The organism is Microbacterium aurantiacum, from assembly GCF_021654035.1.
In the GTDB taxonomy this organism is placed as follows: domain Bacteria; phylum Actinomycetota; class Actinomycetes; order Actinomycetales; family Microbacteriaceae; genus Microbacterium; species Microbacterium aurantiacum.
Map to the genome: position 1 here is coordinate 408,415 of NZ_JAJPDW010000001.1, position 17,896 is coordinate 426,310.

A 17,896-nucleotide genomic window follows, 5' to 3' on the forward strand; every position below is an offset into this window, starting at 1 on the left:
ACCGTGACGGTGTCAGGTTTTCTTTACATCGGAGGTCGTCGTGGGGTACGAAGAACGCAACGCGTGGTCGGGCCTGGTGCTGTCGATCATCGCGGTGGGGATCTACACGGCGCTGCTGTTCGCGGCCGCCGCCGGCGGACCCGTGTCGCAGGTCGACTGGGTGCCGCTGATGCTCTGGACGATCGGCCTCGGCATCGTCGCCGCCATCGTCGTGAGCACCGCCTGGGGTCTCCTCATCCGGCGACGCGACGGCGCCGTGGTCAGCGATCAGCGCGACCGCGACATCGCGCACCTGGGCTCCCGCGTCGGCCAGGCCTTCCTCGTCCTCGCCGGGCTCGTCGTGATCGTTCTGTGCGCGTTCCGGGTCGACTGGTTCTGGATCGCCCAGACGATGTTCTACGGCTTCGCGCTGTCGTCCATCGTCGGTGGCGTCGCGAGCGTCATCCTCTACCGCCGCGGACTCGTCTGATGGTCAAGCCCACTCGCGTGACCAACTCGTTGCGCGCCGTCCGTGAGGCGCAGCAGCTCACCCAGGCCGACGTCGCCCGACGCGTCGGTGTGACCCGCCAGACCCTGATCGCGATCGAGCAGGGCAAGTACTCACCCACCCTGGAACTCGCCTTCCAGCTCGCCCGGGTCTTCGGGGCGACGCTCGACGAGCTCTTCCACTACCCGGAGGACTGACGCATGACCGAACCCACTCTGCCCGCGACGATGACCGTCTGGCGGCAGGACCGCTACGGCACCGCCGCCACCGTGACCTCCCGCGCCGTCCCGATGCCCGCCCCCGGCCCGGGGGAGGTGCTCGTGCGGACCGAGGCCGTGTCGATCAATTCCGGCGACATCCACCTCATGCAGGGCTCGCCCCGGATGGTGCGACTCTTCTTCGGTATCCGCCGGCCCCGCATCCGCGGGCGGGGGATGGATCTCGCCGGCGTCGTCGTGGCCGTCGGCACGGGGGTCGACGCGCTCGCCGTGGGCGACCGCGTCGTCGGAGCGGGCACCGAGACGCTCGCCGAGCACGTCGTGGTCGCGGCATCCGCGCTCACCGTCCTGCCGGACGGCGTGGATCCCGCGGATGCCGCGTGCCTGCCGGTCGCCGGGAACACCGCCGTCGTCGCGCTCGCCGGCCGAGACCTCGCGGGGAGCCGGGTCCTCGTCGTCGGAGCGGGCGGCGGAGTCGGGACCCTCACGGTGCAGCTGGCGGCCGCCCGTGGCGCGAAGGTCTGGGCGACCTGCGGGGCGCGCGCGGAAGCCACCCTCGCCGGGCTCGGTGCGGCGCACACGGTCGACTACCGCACGGTGCCGGTGAGCGACCTCCCGCGCGACCACTTCGACCTCGTGGTCGACATCGCCGGTCTCACGCCGCTCCCGATGCTGCGCGAGCGTCTGCGCGCGGGCGGCGTCGTCGCGCTCGTCGGCGGCGAGGGCGGCGCGATCCTCGGCCCGATCCCGCGCCTCGTGCGCTCGGTGTTCGCGCGCCGTCGCGGACGCCGCTTCCGCCCGGTCACCGCGACGACGAAGAGCGCCGTCACCGCCGAGCTCGTCGATCTCCTCGCCCGCGGCATCCTCACCCCCGTCATCCAGCGCCGCGTTCCGCTGACGGACGCCGCCGCTGCCCTCGCCCACGTCGAGGAGGGGCACACCGTCGGGAAGGTCGTCGTCGTCGCCTGAGACGCGGCGCCACCCGGCGGTGCCGTCAGGATCCGCGGGGGCGTGCGTGCGAGAATGGTGCCCGGCGTGCCCGGGTCGCCGGTCTCTTCGACTCCGCCGGGCCTCGAGGACAGCGTCCGCCATCCCCTCCGCCGAGGAGCGAAATGACCACTGGACACCAGACGCCGACCACCCCCGCCGCCACCGCTGCGGCATCCGGACGCACGGAGCGCGTGCAGCAGCACCGCCGGTACCTCATGTGCCGGCCCGAGCACTTCACCGTCACCTACTCGATCAACCCCTGGATGGAGCCGGCGAAGCCGACCGACACCGCCAAGGCCGTCGCCCAGTGGCAGACGCTCTACGACACCTACCTCTCCCTCGGCCACGAGGTCGAGCTGATCGATCCGATCCCGGGTCTCCCGGACATGGTCTACACCGCCAACGGCGGTTTCGTGATCGACGGCGTCGCGTACGGAGCCCGCTTCCGCTTCCCAGAGCGCGCGCCCGAGGGGCCGGCGTTCATGGAGTGGTTCGGCGCCCAGGGTTTCGACGTCGTCGACCCCGTCGAGGTCAACGAGGGCGAGGGCGACTTCCTCCTCGTCGGTGACACGATCCTCGCCGGCACCGGCTTCCGCTCCACCGGCGACAGCCACCGTGAGCTCCGCGACGTGTTCGGCAAGGAGGTCGTGAGCCTCACCCTCACCGATCCGCGGTTCTACCACCTCGACACCGCCATCTCGGTGCTCGACCCGGTCGAGGGACCGGGCGGCGTGGAGCGGGCGAACATCGCCTATCTCCCCGGCGCGTTCGACGCCGAGAGCCGCCGCGTGCTCGCCGAGCGCTATCCCGACGCGATCCAGGTGGCGGATGCCGACGGCGCGGTGTTCGGGTTGAACTCGGCCAGCGATGGGCGAAACGTCATCATCTCGCCGCGGGCGACCGGCTTCGAGGCGCAGCTGCGCGAGCGCGGCTACACGCCGATCATGGTCGACCTCTCCGAGCTGCTCCTCGGCGGCGGCGGCATCAAGTGCTGCACGCTCGAGCTCCGCGGAGCGGGATCGTGAGCCTCCCCTCCGCCGGCGAGGCGTCGTCCGCCGCCCTCATCGCGGCCGAGGATGCGCACGTCGCCCACAACTACCACCCGCTCCCCGTCGTGGTGGCCCGCGGTGAGGGGGCATGGGTCACCGACATCGAGGGCAAGCGCTACCTGGACCTCCTCGCCGCGTACTCCGCGGTCAACTTCGGGCACTGCCACCCGGCGATCGTCGCCGCCGCCCAGGAGCAGCTCGCCCGCGTGACCCTCACCAGTCGCGCGTTCCACAACGACCGGCTCGGCACCTTCGCCACCGCGCTCGCCGACCTCTGCGGCAAGGACATGGTGCTGCCGATGAACACCGGCGCCGAAGCCGTGGAGACCGGGATCAAGGTCGCGCGCGCGTGGGGCTACCGCGTGAAGGGCATCCCCGCGGACCGGGCGACCGTCATCGTGGCGAGCGACAACTTCCACGGGCGCACGACCACCATCGTCGGCTTCAGTGACGACCCGCAGGCTCGCGACGACTTCGGGCCCTACGCGCCCGGCTTCGTCACCGTGCCGTTCGGCGACGCCGCCGCCCTCGAGGCCGCGATCGACGAGACCACCGCCGCGGTCCTGCTCGAGCCCATCCAGGGCGAGGCCGGGGTCATCATCCCGCCTGAGGGGTACCTCCGGGCGGTCCGCGAGATCACCGCGCGCCGCGGTGTGCTGATGATCGCCGACGAGATCCAGTCCGGGCTCGGACGGGTCGGCACGACCTTCGCGTGCCAGCGCGAGGACGTCGTGCCCGACGTGTATCTGCTCGGCAAGGCGCTCGGCGGCGGCATCCTCCCCGTCTCCGCGGTGGTCGCCGACCGTGACGTGCTCGGGGTCATCCGCCCCGGCGAGCACGGCTCGACCTTCGGGGGAAACCCCCTCGCCGCTGCGGTCGGCACGCGCGTCGTCGAGATGCTCGCCACGGGCGAGATCCAGACCCGCGCGGCCGCGCTCGGCGAACACCTCGAGGCGAAGCTCGGCGAGCTCGTCGGGTCCGGTGTCACCGGCATTCGTGTGGCAGGACTCTGGGCCGGCGTCGACATCGACCCGGCGCGGGGCACCGGTCGCGAGGTCGCCGAGAGGCTCCTCGGTCGCGGAGTGCTCGTCAAGGACACGCACGGGCAGACGATCCGCATCGCCCCGCCGCTGGTCATTCGCGCCACCGAGCTCGACTGGGCCGTCGAGCAGCTCCGGCACGTCCTCGCCGGCTGAGCCGGTCCTTTCCTCGACGCGCGCATCTGCGCGCAAGCCGGCCTTCGTCGTGCCCGCGAAGGGCGGGCGCATTGACATGTCGACTCGGACACCCCATGATTGAGGAGACCTGAATCGGGTCTCATGTCTTGCTTTCAAAGGTGAAAGGGAAGTGCCATGCGCGTTCCGAAGAAGCTGTTCCTGGGGTCGTTGGTCGCCACGGCCGCCCTCGCACTGGCCGCGTGCGCGCCGACCACGGCCCCGCCCGGCGGCGAGGCCGGCGAAGAGGGGCCCGCGTCGATCTCCGTCGGCGTGATCACGAGCGAGACCGGCCCGCTGGCCGGCTACGGCGAGCAGTACCTCGAAGGCTTCCGCGCGGGCCTCGACTACGCCACGGACGGCACGAACGAGGTCGACGGCATCGCGCTCGACGTCGTCTACCGCGACGACGCCGGCGACCCCGACACTGCGGTCACGATCGCCAAGGAGCTCATCGGCGAGGGCGTCAACATCCTCGCCGGGAGCGCGTCGTCGGGCGTCGCCCTGGCGCTCGCCGAGCAGGCCGCGCAGAACCAGGTGCTCTTCCTCTCGGGACCTGCCGCGGCCGACGCCGTCACCGGCATCAACGAGTACACGTTCCGCACCGGTCGTCAGTCGGCGCAGGACGTCGCGACCGCCGGCGGCTTCCTCGACGACATCGAGGGCAAGAAGGTCACCGTCTTCGCGCAGAACAACGCCTTCGGCCAGGGCAACGAGGCCGCGGTCACCGCGATCCTCGGCGGCATGGGTGCCGAGGTGGACAGCGTGCTCGTGGCCGAGGACGTCACCGAGTTCACCCCGTTCGCGCAGCAGGTGCTCTCGGGTGCCCCCGACCTCGTGTTCGTCGCCTGGGCGGGTGCGACCTCCGGTGCCATGTGGCAGGCGATGAGCCAGCAGGGCGTGCTCGACGACATCCCCGTCGTCACCGGTCTCGGCGACGCGGCGACGTTCGGCGCCTACGGCGCGGCATCCGAGCAGATCAGCTTCCTGAACCACTACTTCGCCGGCGGCCCCGACAACGCGGTCAACGACGCGATGATCGAGGCGGTCGAGGCCGAGGGCGGCACACCCGACCTCTTCACCCCGGACGGCTTCGTCGCCGCGCTCATGCTCGTGCAGGCCGTGGCCGAGGGACAGGGCGACGTCGACGCGATGATCGCGGCGCTCGAGGGCTGGACCTTCGACGGCCCGAAGGGCGAGACCACGGTCCGGGCGAGCGACCACGCGCTCATCCAGGAGATGTACCAGGTGAAGCTCGTCACGAAGGACGGCGAACTCGTCCCCGAGCTCGTGGGCACGGTCGACGCGGAGTCGGTCGCGCCCGCCGAAGCCCCGTGACCTGAAGCCCTCCGAGGAGCATCATGAACGCCCCTGTCCCGTCCGCGCTCCGTGTCGAAGGCCTCGGCCTGCAGATCGGCGGTGCGACCATCCTGGAGGACGTCGACCTCGACGTCCCCGCCGGCAGCCTCGTCGGGGTCATCGGCCCCAACGGTGCCGGGAAGACGACACTGTTCAACGTCCTCTCCGGGATCGCGCGCCCCACCGCGGGCCGCGTCCTCATGGACGGTGAGGACATCACCCGCCTGTCCGTGCCCCAGCGGGCGCGGGCGGGGCTGGGGCGTACCTTCCAGACCTCGAGCCTGTTCCCGCGGCTGAGCGTGCTCGAGAACGTCCGGCTCGCCGCGCAGGTCACGCGCGGCGGCAGCTACTCGCTGCTGCGCTTCCCCCGGCGCTCGGATGCCGCCACCGCCACGGCCCGCGAGAAGCTCGCGCTCGTCGGCCTCGAGCACAAGCTCGACACCGCCGCCGGAGACATCTCGCACGGCGACAAGCGCAAGCTCGAGATCGCGGTGCTGCTGGCCACCGACGCCTCCATCGTGCTACTGGACGAGCCGATGGCCGGTGTCGGATCGGGCGATGTGCCCGGCCTCGTCGACACCATCCGACGGATGCAGAGCGAGACCGGGGCGACCGTGCTCATGGTCGAGCACCACATCGACGTCCTCATGGGCCTCGTCGACCGGGTCGCGGTGATGTACTCCGGCTCGATCATCGCCTACGACACCCCGCAGCGGATCATGGAGAACCCCACCGTGCAGAGCGCCTACCTCGGGACCGCCGCGTGAGCGCCGTCGCCGAGCCCATCCTCACCGTCGAGCATCTCTCCGGAACGATCGCCGGGCAGCAGGTCGTCCAGGACGTCTCCTTCTCTGTCCCCTCCGTCGGCATCACCGCCGTCCTCGGCCGCAACGGCGTGGGCAAGACCTCCACGCTGCGCGGCATCCTGGGTCTCATCTCCCGCCGCGGAGCCGTCACCCTCGCCGGCGAGCGCATCGAGTCCCTCCCCACGCACCGCATCGTCCAGCGCGGCGTCGGCTACGTGCCGGAGGATCGCGAGGTCTTCGCCAAGCTCACCGTCGCCGAGAACCTCGCCCTCGCCGAGCGCTCCAAGAACCCGCGGCGCGAGTTCGTCGCCGAGCTGTTCCCCGACCTCGTCGCACGCCGCGGCCAGATGGCCGGGACCCTCTCCGGGGGCCAGCAGCAGATGGTGTCGGTGGCCCGCGCGCTGCTCAACGACAACCGCATCCTCCTCGTCGACGAGCCCACGAAGGGTCTCGCGCCGAAGATCGTCGCGCAGGTCGCCGACGCGCTCCGGGAGGCGGCGAAGATCGTGCCGATCCTCCTCGTGGAGCAGAACCTCGAGGTGGTCCGCCGGCTCGCCGACGACGCCGTCGTGATCGCCGGGGGCCAGGTCGTGCACACCGGAACCGCAGCGTCGATCCTCGACGACCGGGCGCTCACGATGCGCCTCCTGGGCGTCAGCGGGGAGGTGACGGCATGAGCGGCCTCGTCCTCATCCTCATCACCGGCGTGGGCCTCGGCGCCCTGTACTTCCTCGTCGCCTCGGGGCTCAGCCTCATCTACGGCCTCATGCACGTGCTGAACTTCGCGCACGGCGCGTTCCTCACCCTGAGCGCGTTCATCGGCTGGCAGGTCGCGCAGACCCTCGGCACGGACTCGTGGGGATCGTTCCTCGCGTCGGTCGCTGTCGGCGCCGTCGTCGGCGCGGTCTTCGCGACGCTGACCGAGCTCGTGCTCATCCGGCCGCTGTACGAGCGCCACATCGAGCAGGTGCTCATCACCGTCGGCCTCTCCTTCGCCGCGGTCGCTCTGTTCGAAGGCATCTGGGGGACCGACCCCATCAACATCAACGGCCCGGGCTGGCTTCGCGAGACCACCGAGGTGCTCGGCGCCCGCATCCCGAACACCTACTGGGTGCTCATGATCGCCGCGGTCGTCGTGCTCGCCGCCCTCGTGCTGTTCCTGCAGAAGACGCGGTACGGCATGATCATCCGCGCCGGAGTCGAGAACCGCTCGATGGTGACCGCGCTCGGGATCGACGTCCGCCGCTCGTTCACGCTCGTGTTCGCGATCGGCGGGGCGGCAGCCGGCATCGGCGGCGTGCTCGCGATGCACTACTTCACCTTCGTCTCGGCGCACCTGGGCTCGACGCTGCTCATCTTCGCGTTCATCGTGACCGTCATCGGCGGGCTCGGCTCGCTCACCGGCGCCGCGATCGCCTCCGTCGTCGTGGCGGTGCTCCAGCAGTTCGCCAACTTCTACCTCGACGGCACGGGCGACTTCATCGTCGTCGCGCTCCTCGCCGTCGTCCTGCTGGTCCGCCCGCGGGGCATCCTCGGGAGGAAAGCATGACCACCACGACCGGTGTCCCCACCCTCGTCCGCGGCCGCCTCGGCCCGGCCCTGCCCTTCCTCGTCGGCGGCGTGCTCGTCGTCGTCATGGCGGTGCTGCCGCTCCTGAACATCTCGATCCCCGGCATCCTGCCCGGCCCGACCTACACGCCGGGCACGCTCGCGCTCCTGTCGCTGTGCCTCGTGTTCGCCGCGCTCGCCCTCTCGTACAACCTGCTGCTCGGCACGTCCGGGATGCTGTCGTTCGGCCACGCCCTGTACTTCGGCGCCGGCGCCTACGGCCTCGGCGTGGTGCTGCGCTTCCTCGAGGTCCCCCTGTGGCCCGGCATCCTCATCGCGCTCCTCGGCGGGCTCGTGATCGCCCTCGTCACCGGCAGCGTCGCGATGCGGGTGAACGGCATTCCGTTCGCGATGGTCACCCTCGCCTTCGCGCAAGCGGGATCGGTGCTCGTCCGCCGCAACCAGCAGATCACCGGCGGCGAGGAGGGCCTCCGTCTGCCTGTGGAGCACGTGCCCGACTGGCTCGTCGGGGTCGCGAACACCCGCAACCTCTACTGGTTCACGCTCGTCGTGCTCGTCGTCGTCTACCTGGTCGTGCTGTGGGTGGATCGCTCCCGTCTCGGCCACCTGGCCCAGGCGACGCGCGAGAACGAGCTGCGCGTGCAGGTTCTGGGACTCCACCCCTACCGCGCCAAGCTCGCCGTGTTCGTCGTCGCCGCCGGCTGCGCGTCGCTGTCCGGCATCGCCTACATGCTCCTGCAGTCGGGCACGCAGCCGAGCGCCGTCGGTGCCGACCTCACCATCACCGTCCTCGTCATGGTGGTCCTCGGTGGCGTCGGCTTCCGTTGGGGTGCGATCGTAGGCGGTGTGCTCTACACGATCCTCGACCAGCGCCTGACGGTGCTCGCGCGGGCCGAGTGGATCCAGGACCTCCCCGGCATCCTGCGGGTGCCCCTGTCCGAGCCGCTGTTCCTGCTCGGCGTGCTGTTCATCCTCGTCGTCCTGTTCCTCCCCGGCGGCATCGCCGGCACCGTCGACGCGGCCGTGCGCCGCCGGCGCGGCGAGCGGACCCGGTCGGAGCTGGCCCGCATGGACGACTCCGCGGAGCCGCGCTCGGAGGTGACGGCGTGACCACCGGCGACGGGGCCCACACCCTCGGGCGGTGGCTGCCCGAACGGGCCGCCGTGTCGGGCTCGCGGATCGCGGTCGACGACCGCGGGGTGACCATCACCTACGCCGCGCTCGATGCCCGCGCCGCCTCCCTCGCCGACGCGCTGCGGGGCGCGGGATACGGACCCGGCGACCGCGTTGCGACTCTGTCGGGCAACTCCATCGACCACATCGTCGCGTTCTTCGCCTGCGCCCGGCTCGGTCTCGCGCTCGTGCCGCTGTCGTGGCGGCTCACCCCCGCCGAACTCGCCGCGCTCGCCGTCCGCACCGACCCGGCGCTGCTCCTCGTCGACGAGGAGCACATCGCCCTCGCCCGGGAGACGCGCGGCCGGATGCCGCACGCCGTCCCGACCGCGATCCTCGGAACGACCGGCATCGAGCGCGAGGTCCCCGCCCGCCGCGGCGCCCCCGTGCCGCCTCGGCCGGTCCGCGACGACGATGCGCTGCTGGTCATCTTCACCTCCGGCAGCGAGGCGGCGCCGAAGGGGGTCGTGCTCAGCCACGCCTCGTGCTTCTGGACGAACCACTCGCTCGCCGGAGCGCTGCAGCTCACCGAGGCCGACGTCGTCCTGTCGATGCTGCCCCAGTTCCACGTCGCGAGCTGGAACGTCCAGCCGCTCCTGGCCTGGTGGAGCGGAGCGACCGTCGTGCTCGAGCGCACCTTCCAGCCGGCGCGCGCCCTTCAGCTCATCGCCGACCGCGGCGTGACCGCCGTGATGGGCGTCCCCACGCAGTACCGCATGCTCGCCGACGACGTCGGGTTCGCGGCGTCCGATCTGTCCTCCCTCCGGCACGCGTTCGTGGGCGGCGCGACGATCGATCCGGCGCTCGCCGACGCCTGGGCCGCGCGCGGGGTCCCGCTCGTGCAGGGCTACGGGCTCACCGAGGCCGGCCCGAACGTGCTGCACCTGCCGGCGGCGGAGGCCGCCGCGCATCCCGGCGCGGTGGGCCGACCGTACCGACACGTCGAGACCCGTGTCGTGGACCACGCCACCGGCCTGACCCTGGAGGGGGCGGTGACGGGCGAGCTGTGGGTCCGCGGCCCCGGCATGTTCTCCGGCTACCTCGACGACCCCGAGGCGACCGCGCGAGCGCTCGAGGACGGGTGGCTGCGCACCGGCGATCTCGTGCACCGCGATCACGCCGGGGTGTTCCGCGTCGTCGACCGCATCAAGGAGATCTTCATCACCGGCGGCGAGAACGTCGCGCCGGCGGAGGTCGAGCAGGTGCTCGCCGCGCATCCCGCGGTGGCGGCGGTCGCCGTCGTCGGCGTACCCGACCCGGTCTGGGGCGAGCGCGGCGTCGCCTTCGTCGCGCGCACCGCCGGCGCGCCGCTCGGCGCCGACGAGCTCGACGCCCACGCCCGCGGGGTCCTCGCCGCGTACAAGGTGCCGATCCGGTACGTCTTCGTCGACGACCTGCCGCGCACCGCTCTGGACAAGCCCGCCCGCTCCGTCCTGCGCGCCCGCGCCCGGACCCTCGTCGAGGAGGACGCCCATGAGCGTCGCTGACCCGCACACCGACCCGCGCCCGCTCTCCGCGGCCGGGAAACCGCTGACCTCGCGCGGCGAGGCGACGCGCGGCCGGATCCTGGAGGCCGCCGAGCACGTGTTCGCCGACCTCGGCTATCACGAGGCGTCGATCGTGAAGATCACCGAGCACGCCGGGATCGGACTCGGCACGTTCTACCTGTACTTCGACGGCAAGCAGCAGGTGTTCGAAGAGCTCGTCATCGACCTCAACCGTCGCGTGCGCCGGTCGATGGCGGAGGCGATGGCCGGGGCGACCGATCGCATCAGCGCCGAGCGCGCCGGCTTCGAGGGGTTCTTCCGCTTCACCGCGGCCCACCCCGCGCTGTACCGCGTCGTCCGCGAGGCCGAGTTCGTCTCCCCGGAGACGCTTCGCCTGCACTACACGCGCATCGTCGAGGGCTACGAGTCGGGCCTGCGCGCAGCACAGGCCGATGGCGACGTCGACGAGGCGCTCGATCCCGAGGTGACGGCGTGGGCGCTCATGGGCGCGGGCGAGCTCATCGGCATGCGCTACCTGCTGTGGGAGCGGGACGCCGACGGCGCCCCGCCCGCCGAGATGCCGGCATCCGTCGTCGACGACATGGCCCGGTTCATCCGCAACGCCCTCTCTCCCCGCGCACGCACGGAAGGACCCGCATGACCCAGGACCTGGAGGGCCGCCGCGCCCTCGTCACCGGCGGCGCGAGCGGCATCGGCCTCGCCTGTGCCGAGGAGTTCGCGCGTCGCGGAGCGCACGTCACCATCGCCGACCGGAACGCGGATGCCGCGCACGCCGCGGCCGAGCGGGTCGGCGGGTCGGCCTGGGTCGTGGACCTCTCCGACACGGCCGCGCAGGAGGGCCTGTCGCTCGAGGTCGACATCCTGGTGAACAATGCGGGCATCCAGAAGGTCGCGCCGATCCACGAGTACGATCCCGAGACCTTCCGCCTCATCCATCGGCTCATGGTCGAGTCGCCGTTCCTGCTCGTGCGCGCCGCCCTTCCGCACATGTACGCGCGCGGCTGGGGACGCGTGATCAACATCTCCAGCGCGCACGGTCTGCGGGCAAGTCCCTTCAAGGTCGCCTACGTCTCCGCCAAACACGCGTTGGAGGGGCTCTCGAAGGTGGTCGCGCTCGAGGGCGGCCCCCACGGCGTGACGAGCAACTGCATCAATCCCGGCTACGTGCGCACGCCCCTCGTCGAACAGCAGATCGCCGATCAGGCGCGGATCCACGGCATCCCCGAGGGTGAGGTGGTCGAGAAGATCATGCTCACCGAGTCGGCCGTCAAGCGCCTCGTCGCCCCGGAGGAGGTCGCCTCGCTCGCCGGCTGGCTGGCGACGGATGCCGCGGGCATGATGACCGGCGCGAGCCTCGCCATGGACGGCGGATGGACCGCGCGATGATCCGCTCCGACAGTGACGCAGACACGGTCGCCCACAGGACCGTCGAGGTCCCCGTCCGCGGCGGCGCGCTCACCGTCGGGATCTGGGGGCCCGACGACCCCGACGCCCCCACGGTCGTCCTCATCCACGGGGTCACGGCGTCGCACCTCGCGTGGACCTACACCGCCGCGCACCTCGCGGGCGTCCGTCTCGTCGCCCCCGACCTCCGCGGACGCGGGCGGAGCAACGGCGTCGACGGGCCCGCCGGCATGGCGGCGCACGCCGACGATCTCGCGGCCGTCGTCGCGCACCTCGGCGTGCGTCCCGGCATCGTGGTGGGGCACTCGATGGGGGCGTTCGTCGCCGTCGCCCTCGCGCACCGGCACCCCGATCTCGTCACCCGCCTCGTGCTCGTCGACGGAGGGCTCCCCTTGGCGACCCCCGCCGGACTGTCGGCCGAGGAGCTCGTCGCCGCGATCCTCGGGCCTACGGCCGAGCGGTTGCGCATGCGCTTCGCGGGGCCCGAGGAGTATCTCGACTTCTGGCGGCCGCATCCGGCCTTCCGAGAGGTCTGGGACGAGACGCTCGAGGCGTACTTCGCGTACGACCTCACCCCCGACGGCGACGCGTTCCGGCCGGCGACGAGCTACGCCACCACCGTGGAGGACACCGTCGACCTCAACGGCGGATCCACGACCGTTCCGGACGCGCTCGCGGCGCTGCGGCATCCGACCTCGTTCGTGACGGTGCCGCGCGGCCTGCAGGACCAGGTGCCGGGGCTGTACCCGCCGACGCACCTGGAGGCGCTGCTGGCCGCGCACCCGCAGATCGTCCACGAGCGCTGGGACGGGTTCAACCACTACACCGTCGTGATGTCGGATGCCGGCGGCCGGCGGATGGCCGAGCGCCTGCGCGTCGAGCTCGCGCGCTGATCACCCCGGCACCGCGCGGCGGATGACGGCGCCGGCGGGTCAGGTGAAGACCTGGACGAAACGCTCGTGGTACCCGGTCGCGCCGTCGGGGGCGACGGCGGCGCGGTCGGCGGTCTGCACATCGCCCGTGACGCTCACGGCGCGGCAGCGGATGAGGTGGTCGCCGGGATCGGCGGTCCACGGGAAGCTCCACTGCACCCAGGTGTCGTCGGAGATCGCGGCCGCGAGGGCCGCGTCCTGCCAGGGGCCGTCGTCGATCTGCACCTGGACGCCTGCGATGCCGACGTGCTGCTGCCACGCCATCCCGGCGATGACCGTGTCGCCCGCGCGGAGGCCCTGCTCGCGGCGCGGCACGTCGATGCGCGACTGCAGCTTGATCGGCCCGCGCTCCGACCACCCGCGGGTCGACCAGTAGGCCTGCTTCCGGTCGAATCGCGTCACCTCGAGTTCGGTGACCCACTTCGTCGCCGACACGTAGCCGTAGAGGCCGGGCACGACCATCCGCACCGGGAAGCCGTGCTCGACGGGGAGCGGCTCGCCGTTCATCCCCACCGCGAGGATCGACTCGCGCTCGTCGGTGAGAGCTTCGATCGGGGTCGACGCGCTGAAACCGTCGATCGACCACGAGAGCACCATGTCGGCATCCGCCGACGGTTCCGCGCGGGCGAGCAGCTCGCGGATCGGGTAGCCGAGCCATCGGGCGTTTCCGATGAGGTCGCCGCCGACCGGGTTCGACACGCAGGCGAGGGTCGTGACGCTCTCGCGGAGGGGGAGGGCGAGCAGCTCGTCCCAGGTCAGCGTGATCTCGCGCGCGACCATGCCGTGGATGCGGAGACTCCAGTCGGCCGGATCGATCTCGGGGACGACGAGGGCGGTGTCGATCCGGTAGAACGCGTCATTCGGGGTGATGACGCGAGCGAGGCCAGGGAGGTCGAGCTCGGCTCCCGCGGGGATCGGGGGCGCCGTCACGGCGGGGGTGGGAAGGCGCAGCGCCGAGCGGATCGCGTCCACGGCGACCGTGCCGGAGGTGCGGATGGCGCCCACGAAGGCCGCCAGGATGCCGATGGTCACCGCCCCGCCGCTGTACGCGAGGAACGTGCGGCGGTCCGGCGCGGGCGACGGACCGGGGGAGGTGTCCTCGTCGGAAGCGCCCGGGGTCTCCGCGGGCCGGAGGCGCCCTGTGAGGAACCACAGCGCGCCCGCCGACACCGCGGCGGCGATCACCGACGGGATCCAGGCCAGGAGCCCCGCATCCGGCCGCGTGGCAGCCACGATCGCGCCCGCGACCCCGACCGCTGCGAAGATCACGCGGCCCCACGGCGGGCGTGCCACCTCGAGCAGACCGGCGACGGCGGCGACGGCGAGGAGCACGACGGCTATGCCGACGAGGAGGGCCACCTTGTCGCCGGTGCCGAACAGGGCGATCGCGGCATCCTTCGCCCATGCCGGTGCGGCGTCGATAAGTCCGCCGCCGATCGCGGCGAAGGGGCTGGATGCCGGGGCCACGAGCGCCGCCACGGCCTCCCCGATGCCCGCGCCGAGCACCACGGACGCCACGCCCGCGAGGGCGGCGAGGGGGCGCGGGATTCGGCGCGACGGGGCGGATTCGGGCACGGATTCAGCGTACGTCCGAGCCCGCGGGCGCGGGGCGGACGTCACAGATCCATAAGGTCTGCGCGACATCCCTGACACCTCGGGGAACGCGCGAAGGATCATCGGGCTGCGCGCGGTCGCCGCAGCTGCACTCGCCTCACTCTTGGGAGCCGGCCTCGTGCCGACTGCCGCGACGGCGGCCGAGGGGACCGTCACGACCCTGTACGACTACGAGACGGGCGACTCGACCCACATCCAATGGGGCGCTGCCGGCGCCGGCATCCAGCCCGTGGCGGAGGCCGGGACGGGATCGTGGTCGGACACCGAGCCCAATGAGCGCGTGCTCTCCTACGGCTTCGATCTGACGGCCGACCCGTTCTTCGGCGGCGTCGGGTACGAGTTCACCGCCGGGGCTCCGGCACAGAACTGGAGCGCCTACGACGGCGTGCAGTTCTGGATGCACAGCGACGGCGCGGACGCGACCATCCAGGTCGAGATCCTCGACGCCGTCAGCGGCTCCTCCGCCGTCCACGACCGCTGGGACGTCGACGTTCCGCTCGGTGCGGCCGGGTGGCGCCTCGTGCAGCTGCCCTTCTCGGCGTTCTCGTACGGCACCGACTACCAGGACTCCGGCGCCCCCGCCGACGGGACGCTCGACCTCGACTTCGTCCGCGGCCTCCTCTTCCCCGCCGTCAGCGGCAAGGCGACGATCAAGCTCGACGAGGTCTCCCTCTACGCCGGGGCCGACGTCGCCCCGAGCATCGGCGTGACGACCACCTCCCTCAGCGTCACCGAGGGTGAGGACGCCGTCATCCCGGTGCGCCTGTCCGCGGCATCCGCGTCGGAGGTGACCGTGTCGGTGTCCACCCAGGACGGCTCGGCCGTCGCCGGAACGGACTACACCGCCGTCACCGAGACGCTCACGCTCGCCGCCGGCGAGCAGGAGGCGCAGATCACCGTTCCGACGACCGGCGACGACGTCGCCGGGGGCAACCGCTCGTTCGCGGTCGTGCTCAGCGACGCCTCCGGCGCCACGCTCGGAGCTTCACGCGCCGAGATCCTCATCCGCGACGACGACGAGGTCGCCGCGGGTGAGCTGTCCCTCCTGACCGACGTCGTGGAGGATTTCGAGGCGGAGTTGGTGTTGGGGGATCCTGCGGCGGTGCCGCCGTTGGGGTGGTTCTCGGCGCAGGGTGCGGGGAATGTTCCGACGTTCGAGCGGTCGGTGGATGCCGGTCGTCCGGGTGCTGGATCCGATAACGATGTGCTGGCGCTGAGCATGAACACGGCGTCGTGGGCTGTGGTGATCGACACGTTCACCGAGGACGGCTCGTCGTGGCAGACGCAGGACTGGAGCGATGCCCGCGGGGTGGGCTTCTGGATGCGGGGCAGCAACTCGGGTGCGCCGATGTTCGTGGACCTGCTGGACAACCGGAACCCGGACTCGACGGTCGATGACGCCGAGCGGTTCTCGGTGCGCTTCGTCGACGACTGGTCGGGGTGGCGGTTCGTGGAGCTGCCGTTCGCGGACTTCACGCGGAAGAACATCGGCAACGGTGCACCGGATGACGGTCTGACCCTGACGGAGATGCATGGGTTCGGCATCGGCGTGGAGCAGACCTCCCCGGCCGTCACCGCCGACATCGCCATCGACGACATCACCCTCGTGGGGGCTTCGGACGCGAACCGTCCGGTCGTCATCAACACCGCGCGGGCGATCTTCACCGTCGCGGAGGGCGAGGACGCCGAGGTCACCGTGCGCCTGACGCGGGCAGCGGACGCCGACGTCACGGTCGACTTCACCACGGAGGAGGCGACCGACCGGACCTCGACCGAGGACCCGTCGGCCACCGCCGACCGCGACTACGTCACCACCTCGGGAACCGTCACGATCCCCGCCGGCGAGCGCGACGCCACCATCACGGTGCCGACGATCGCCGACGGCAAGGCGGAGGTCGACGAGACCTTCCTCGTGCGCCTGTCGAACCCGGTCGGTGCGGAGCTGAACCCCCTCGCCCTCGCGCGCGTCAGCATCGTCGACGCCGACCCGGCGATCCCGGGCATCATCGACGACTTCGAGAAGGGCACCGCGGGGCTCGACCCCGTCGGCGCCGCCACCCTGTCGACGCGGGAGATCGCCGAGACGGATGCCGACGCCTACGCGGACCAGGACCGATGGGACAACGTCCTCGACGTCTCGCTCGATGGCGACGGCACGGGCGGCTTCGGCCGGACGTTCCCCGAGCCGCGCGACATGAGCGACCAGGAGGGTCTGGGCTTCTGGTTCCAGGGCCAGGGCGACGGCGGCGAGGTGACGGTGCGCGTGCAGGACGGCGAGCCCGTGGCGGCGGCATCCGAGGACTGGGAGCTGCGCTGGTCGGACGAGTTCGACGCCGCAGCGGGCACTCCCGCGGATCCGCGCTACTGGACCTACGAGACCGGGGGCTGGGGCTGGGGCAACGACGAGTTGCAGTACTACACCGACTCGACCGACAACGCCGCGCACGACGGCGAGGGCAACATGGTGATCACGACCCGCGCGGTCGAGGATCCGGCCGCGGCGGGCCTCGAGTGCTGGTACGGCGACTGCGAGTACACCTCCGCGCGTCTGGTCACGGAGGACAAGCTCGAGGTCACGCACGGGCGTATCGAGGCGCGGGCGCAGATGCCCGACGGCGAAGCGGGGATCTGGCCGGCGATCTGGTCGCTCGGCAACGACTTCCGCGAGGTCGGCTGGCCGCGCACCGGCGAGATCGACATCATGGAGTTCGTCGGGAAGCTGCCCGAGGAGATCTTCGGCACCATCCACGGGCCGGGCTACTCCGGCGGTCAGGCGTACGGCAACACGCACGAATTCGGTGAGAACCTCGGTGGCCAGTGGCTGACGTTCTCGGTGGAGTGGGAAGAGGGCGAGATCCGCTGGTACGTCCAGCGGGACGGCGGCGAGGAGATCCTCTTCCACACCGCCACGCCCGAGGACGTCGCCCCGAGCGACTGGGTGTACGAGCACCCGTTCTTCCTGATCATGAACATGGCCGTGGGCGGCAACTTCGGCGGCCCGCTCGCCGACACGCTGACCTTCCCGCAGGAGCTGAAGGTCGACTACATCCGGGTGTTCCAGGGACCCGACACCGCCGAGCGTTTCCAGACGACCTTCGTCGACGACGAGGCCGGATGGCGCTTCGTGGAGCTGCCGTTCGAGGCGTTCGACCGCGCGGCCGAGCAGCCCGACGGTGCGGCGGACGACGGGTTCGGCCGCACGGCCGTGACCGGCTACGAGATCCTCGTCGACGGCGCGGTGAGCGTGGACCGCGTGCAGACGCTCGCCGAGATCTCGGACCCGACCCCCGGACCCGGCGACGGTGGTCCGGGCGACGGTGACGGTGACGGGTCCACCCCCGGAACCGGCCCCGGCTCGACTCCCGGCACGGGCACGGGCACGGGCACGGGCACGGGCACGGGCACGGGCACGGGCACCGGTTCCGGCTCGGGCACCGGTGACCTCGCGGTCACCGGCGGCGGGAACGGCCTGGTCGGTGCGATGATCGCGGCACTGCTCCTCCTCCTCGGAGCGGTCCTGGTCCGCCGGAAGGTCGGACGCGCCTGACCCGTCGGGGGCACCGGTATGCACAT

At 71.8% G+C, this 17,896-nt stretch carries 16 protein-coding genes; 15 read left to right on the forward strand and 1 reads right to left on the reverse strand.

Going from position 1 to position 17,896, the window contains the following annotated elements:
- The first annotated feature begins 40 nt into the window (after window positions 1-40).
- The 14 genes from LTL01_RS01995 to LTL01_RS02060 all read left to right on the forward strand — a co-directional run bounded on the left by LTL01_RS01995 (window position 41) and on the right by LTL01_RS02060 (window position 12,670).
- Complete coding sequence (locus LTL01_RS01995) at window positions 41-469, forward strand: hypothetical protein (protein ID WP_053547048.1); 429 nt, start codon at window positions 41-43, stop codon at window positions 467-469.
- Window positions 469-684, forward strand: coding sequence for a helix-turn-helix transcriptional regulator (locus LTL01_RS02000; protein ID WP_053547049.1), 216 nt, complete (start codon window positions 469-471; stop codon window positions 682-684). The genes LTL01_RS01995 and LTL01_RS02000 overlap by 1 nt, the downstream gene beginning before the upstream one ends.
- A 3-nt stretch (window positions 685-687) precedes the next feature.
- On the forward strand, window positions 688-1,674 hold the full coding sequence (locus LTL01_RS02005; protein WP_236967193.1) for an NAD(P)-dependent alcohol dehydrogenase: 987 nt from the start codon (window positions 688-690) through the stop codon (window positions 1,672-1,674).
- A gap of 143 nt (window positions 1,675-1,817) precedes the next feature.
- Window positions 1,818-2,720: a dimethylargininase gene (gene ddaH, locus LTL01_RS02010; RefSeq protein WP_372461277.1), complete on the forward strand. Its 903-nt coding sequence runs from the start codon at window positions 1,818-1,820 to the stop codon at window positions 2,718-2,720.
- The gene (rocD, locus tag LTL01_RS02015; protein ID WP_236967194.1) at window positions 2,717-3,940 is read left to right on the forward strand and encodes an ornithine--oxo-acid transaminase; all 1,224 of its coding nucleotides are present in this window, start codon (window positions 2,717-2,719) and stop codon (window positions 3,938-3,940) included. The genes ddaH and rocD overlap by 4 nt, the downstream gene beginning before the upstream one ends.
- A 156-nt stretch (window positions 3,941-4,096) precedes the next feature.
- A complete protein-coding gene (locus tag LTL01_RS02020; protein ID WP_236967195.1) occupies window positions 4,097-5,296 on the forward strand; it encodes a substrate-binding domain-containing protein in 1,200 nt (399 codons plus the stop codon).
- 23 nt (window positions 5,297-5,319) lie between these two features.
- Complete coding sequence (locus LTL01_RS02025; protein ID WP_236967196.1) at window positions 5,320-6,084, forward strand: ABC transporter ATP-binding protein; 765 nt, start codon at window positions 5,320-5,322, stop codon at window positions 6,082-6,084.
- Complete coding sequence (locus LTL01_RS02030) at window positions 6,081-6,800, forward strand: ABC transporter ATP-binding protein (protein WP_236967197.1); 720 nt, start codon at window positions 6,081-6,083, stop codon at window positions 6,798-6,800. Before LTL01_RS02025 ends, LTL01_RS02030 begins: the two co-directional genes overlap by 4 nt.
- Window positions 6,797-7,672 (forward strand): branched-chain amino acid ABC transporter permease, encoded by an 876-nt coding sequence (locus LTL01_RS02035; protein WP_236967198.1) that lies wholly within the window; start codon window positions 6,797-6,799, stop codon window positions 7,670-7,672. The genes LTL01_RS02030 and LTL01_RS02035 overlap by 4 nt, the downstream gene beginning before the upstream one ends.
- Window positions 7,669-8,802 (forward strand): branched-chain amino acid ABC transporter permease, encoded by a 1,134-nt coding sequence (locus tag LTL01_RS02040; RefSeq protein ID WP_053547055.1) that lies wholly within the window; start codon window positions 7,669-7,671, stop codon window positions 8,800-8,802. The genes LTL01_RS02035 and LTL01_RS02040 overlap by 4 nt, the downstream gene beginning before the upstream one ends.
- A complete protein-coding gene (locus tag LTL01_RS02045) occupies window positions 8,799-10,352 on the forward strand; it encodes a class I adenylate-forming enzyme family protein (protein ID WP_236967199.1) in 1,554 nt (517 codons plus the stop codon). The genes LTL01_RS02040 and LTL01_RS02045 overlap by 4 nt, the downstream gene beginning before the upstream one ends.
- Complete coding sequence (locus LTL01_RS02050; RefSeq protein ID WP_236967200.1) at window positions 10,339-11,013, forward strand: TetR/AcrR family transcriptional regulator; 675 nt, start codon at window positions 10,339-10,341, stop codon at window positions 11,011-11,013. The genes LTL01_RS02045 and LTL01_RS02050 overlap by 14 nt, the downstream gene beginning before the upstream one ends.
- Window positions 11,010-11,759: a 3-hydroxybutyrate dehydrogenase gene (locus tag LTL01_RS02055; RefSeq protein WP_053547058.1), complete on the forward strand. Its 750-nt coding sequence runs from the start codon at window positions 11,010-11,012 to the stop codon at window positions 11,757-11,759. The genes LTL01_RS02050 and LTL01_RS02055 overlap by 4 nt, the downstream gene beginning before the upstream one ends.
- Window positions 11,744-12,670, forward strand: a complete 927-nt coding sequence (locus LTL01_RS02060; RefSeq protein WP_236967201.1) for an alpha/beta fold hydrolase — start codon at window positions 11,744-11,746, stop codon at window positions 12,668-12,670. The genes LTL01_RS02055 and LTL01_RS02060 overlap by 16 nt, the downstream gene beginning before the upstream one ends.
- A 39-nt stretch (window positions 12,671-12,709) precedes the next feature.
- Here LTL01_RS02060 and LTL01_RS02065 read toward each other — a convergent pair whose 3' ends face one another.
- The gene (locus LTL01_RS02065; protein ID WP_236967202.1) at window positions 12,710-14,284 is read right to left on the reverse strand and encodes a molybdopterin-dependent oxidoreductase; all 1,575 of its coding nucleotides are present in this window, start codon (window positions 14,282-14,284) and stop codon (window positions 12,710-12,712) included.
- Window positions 14,285-14,441: 157 nt separating this feature from the next.
- Here LTL01_RS02065 and LTL01_RS02070 point away from each other — a divergent pair, with 157 nt between their 5' ends.
- Window positions 14,442-17,870: a carbohydrate binding domain-containing protein gene (locus LTL01_RS02070; RefSeq protein ID WP_236967203.1), complete on the forward strand. Its 3,429-nt coding sequence runs from the start codon at window positions 14,442-14,444 to the stop codon at window positions 17,868-17,870.
- Window positions 17,871-17,896 lie beyond the last annotated feature (26 nt).

What these genes read in the sequence shown, in the direction of transcription:
- LTL01_RS02000 (WP_053547049.1), top strand. Translation starts at nt 469, where the DNA reads ATGGTCAAGCCCACTCGCGTGACCAACTCGTTGCGCGCCGTCCGTGAG.
- LTL01_RS02005 (WP_236967193.1), top strand. Translation starts at nt 688, where the DNA reads ATGACCGAACCCACTCTGCCCGCGACGATGACCGTCTGGCGGCAGGAC.
- ddaH (WP_372461277.1), top strand. Translation starts at nt 1,818, where the DNA reads ATGACCACTGGACACCAGACGCCGACCACCCCCGCCGCCACCGCTGCG.
- LTL01_RS02020 (WP_236967195.1), top strand. Translation starts at nt 4,097, where the DNA reads ATGCGCGTTCCGAAGAAGCTGTTCCTGGGGTCGTTGGTCGCCACGGCC.
- LTL01_RS02025 (WP_236967196.1), top strand. Translation starts at nt 5,320, where the DNA reads ATGAACGCCCCTGTCCCGTCCGCGCTCCGTGTCGAAGGCCTCGGCCTG.
- LTL01_RS02035 (WP_236967198.1), top strand. Translation starts at nt 6,797, where the DNA reads ATGAGCGGCCTCGTCCTCATCCTCATCACCGGCGTGGGCCTCGGCGCC.
- LTL01_RS02040 (WP_053547055.1), top strand. Translation starts at nt 7,669, where the DNA reads ATGACCACCACGACCGGTGTCCCCACCCTCGTCCGCGGCCGCCTCGGC.
- LTL01_RS02050 (WP_236967200.1), top strand. Translation starts at nt 10,339, where the DNA reads ATGAGCGTCGCTGACCCGCACACCGACCCGCGCCCGCTCTCCGCGGCC.
- LTL01_RS02055 (WP_053547058.1), top strand. Translation starts at nt 11,010, where the DNA reads ATGACCCAGGACCTGGAGGGCCGCCGCGCCCTCGTCACCGGCGGCGCG.
- LTL01_RS02060 (WP_236967201.1), top strand. Translation starts at nt 11,744, where the DNA reads ATGGACCGCGCGATGATCCGCTCCGACAGTGACGCAGACACGGTCGCC.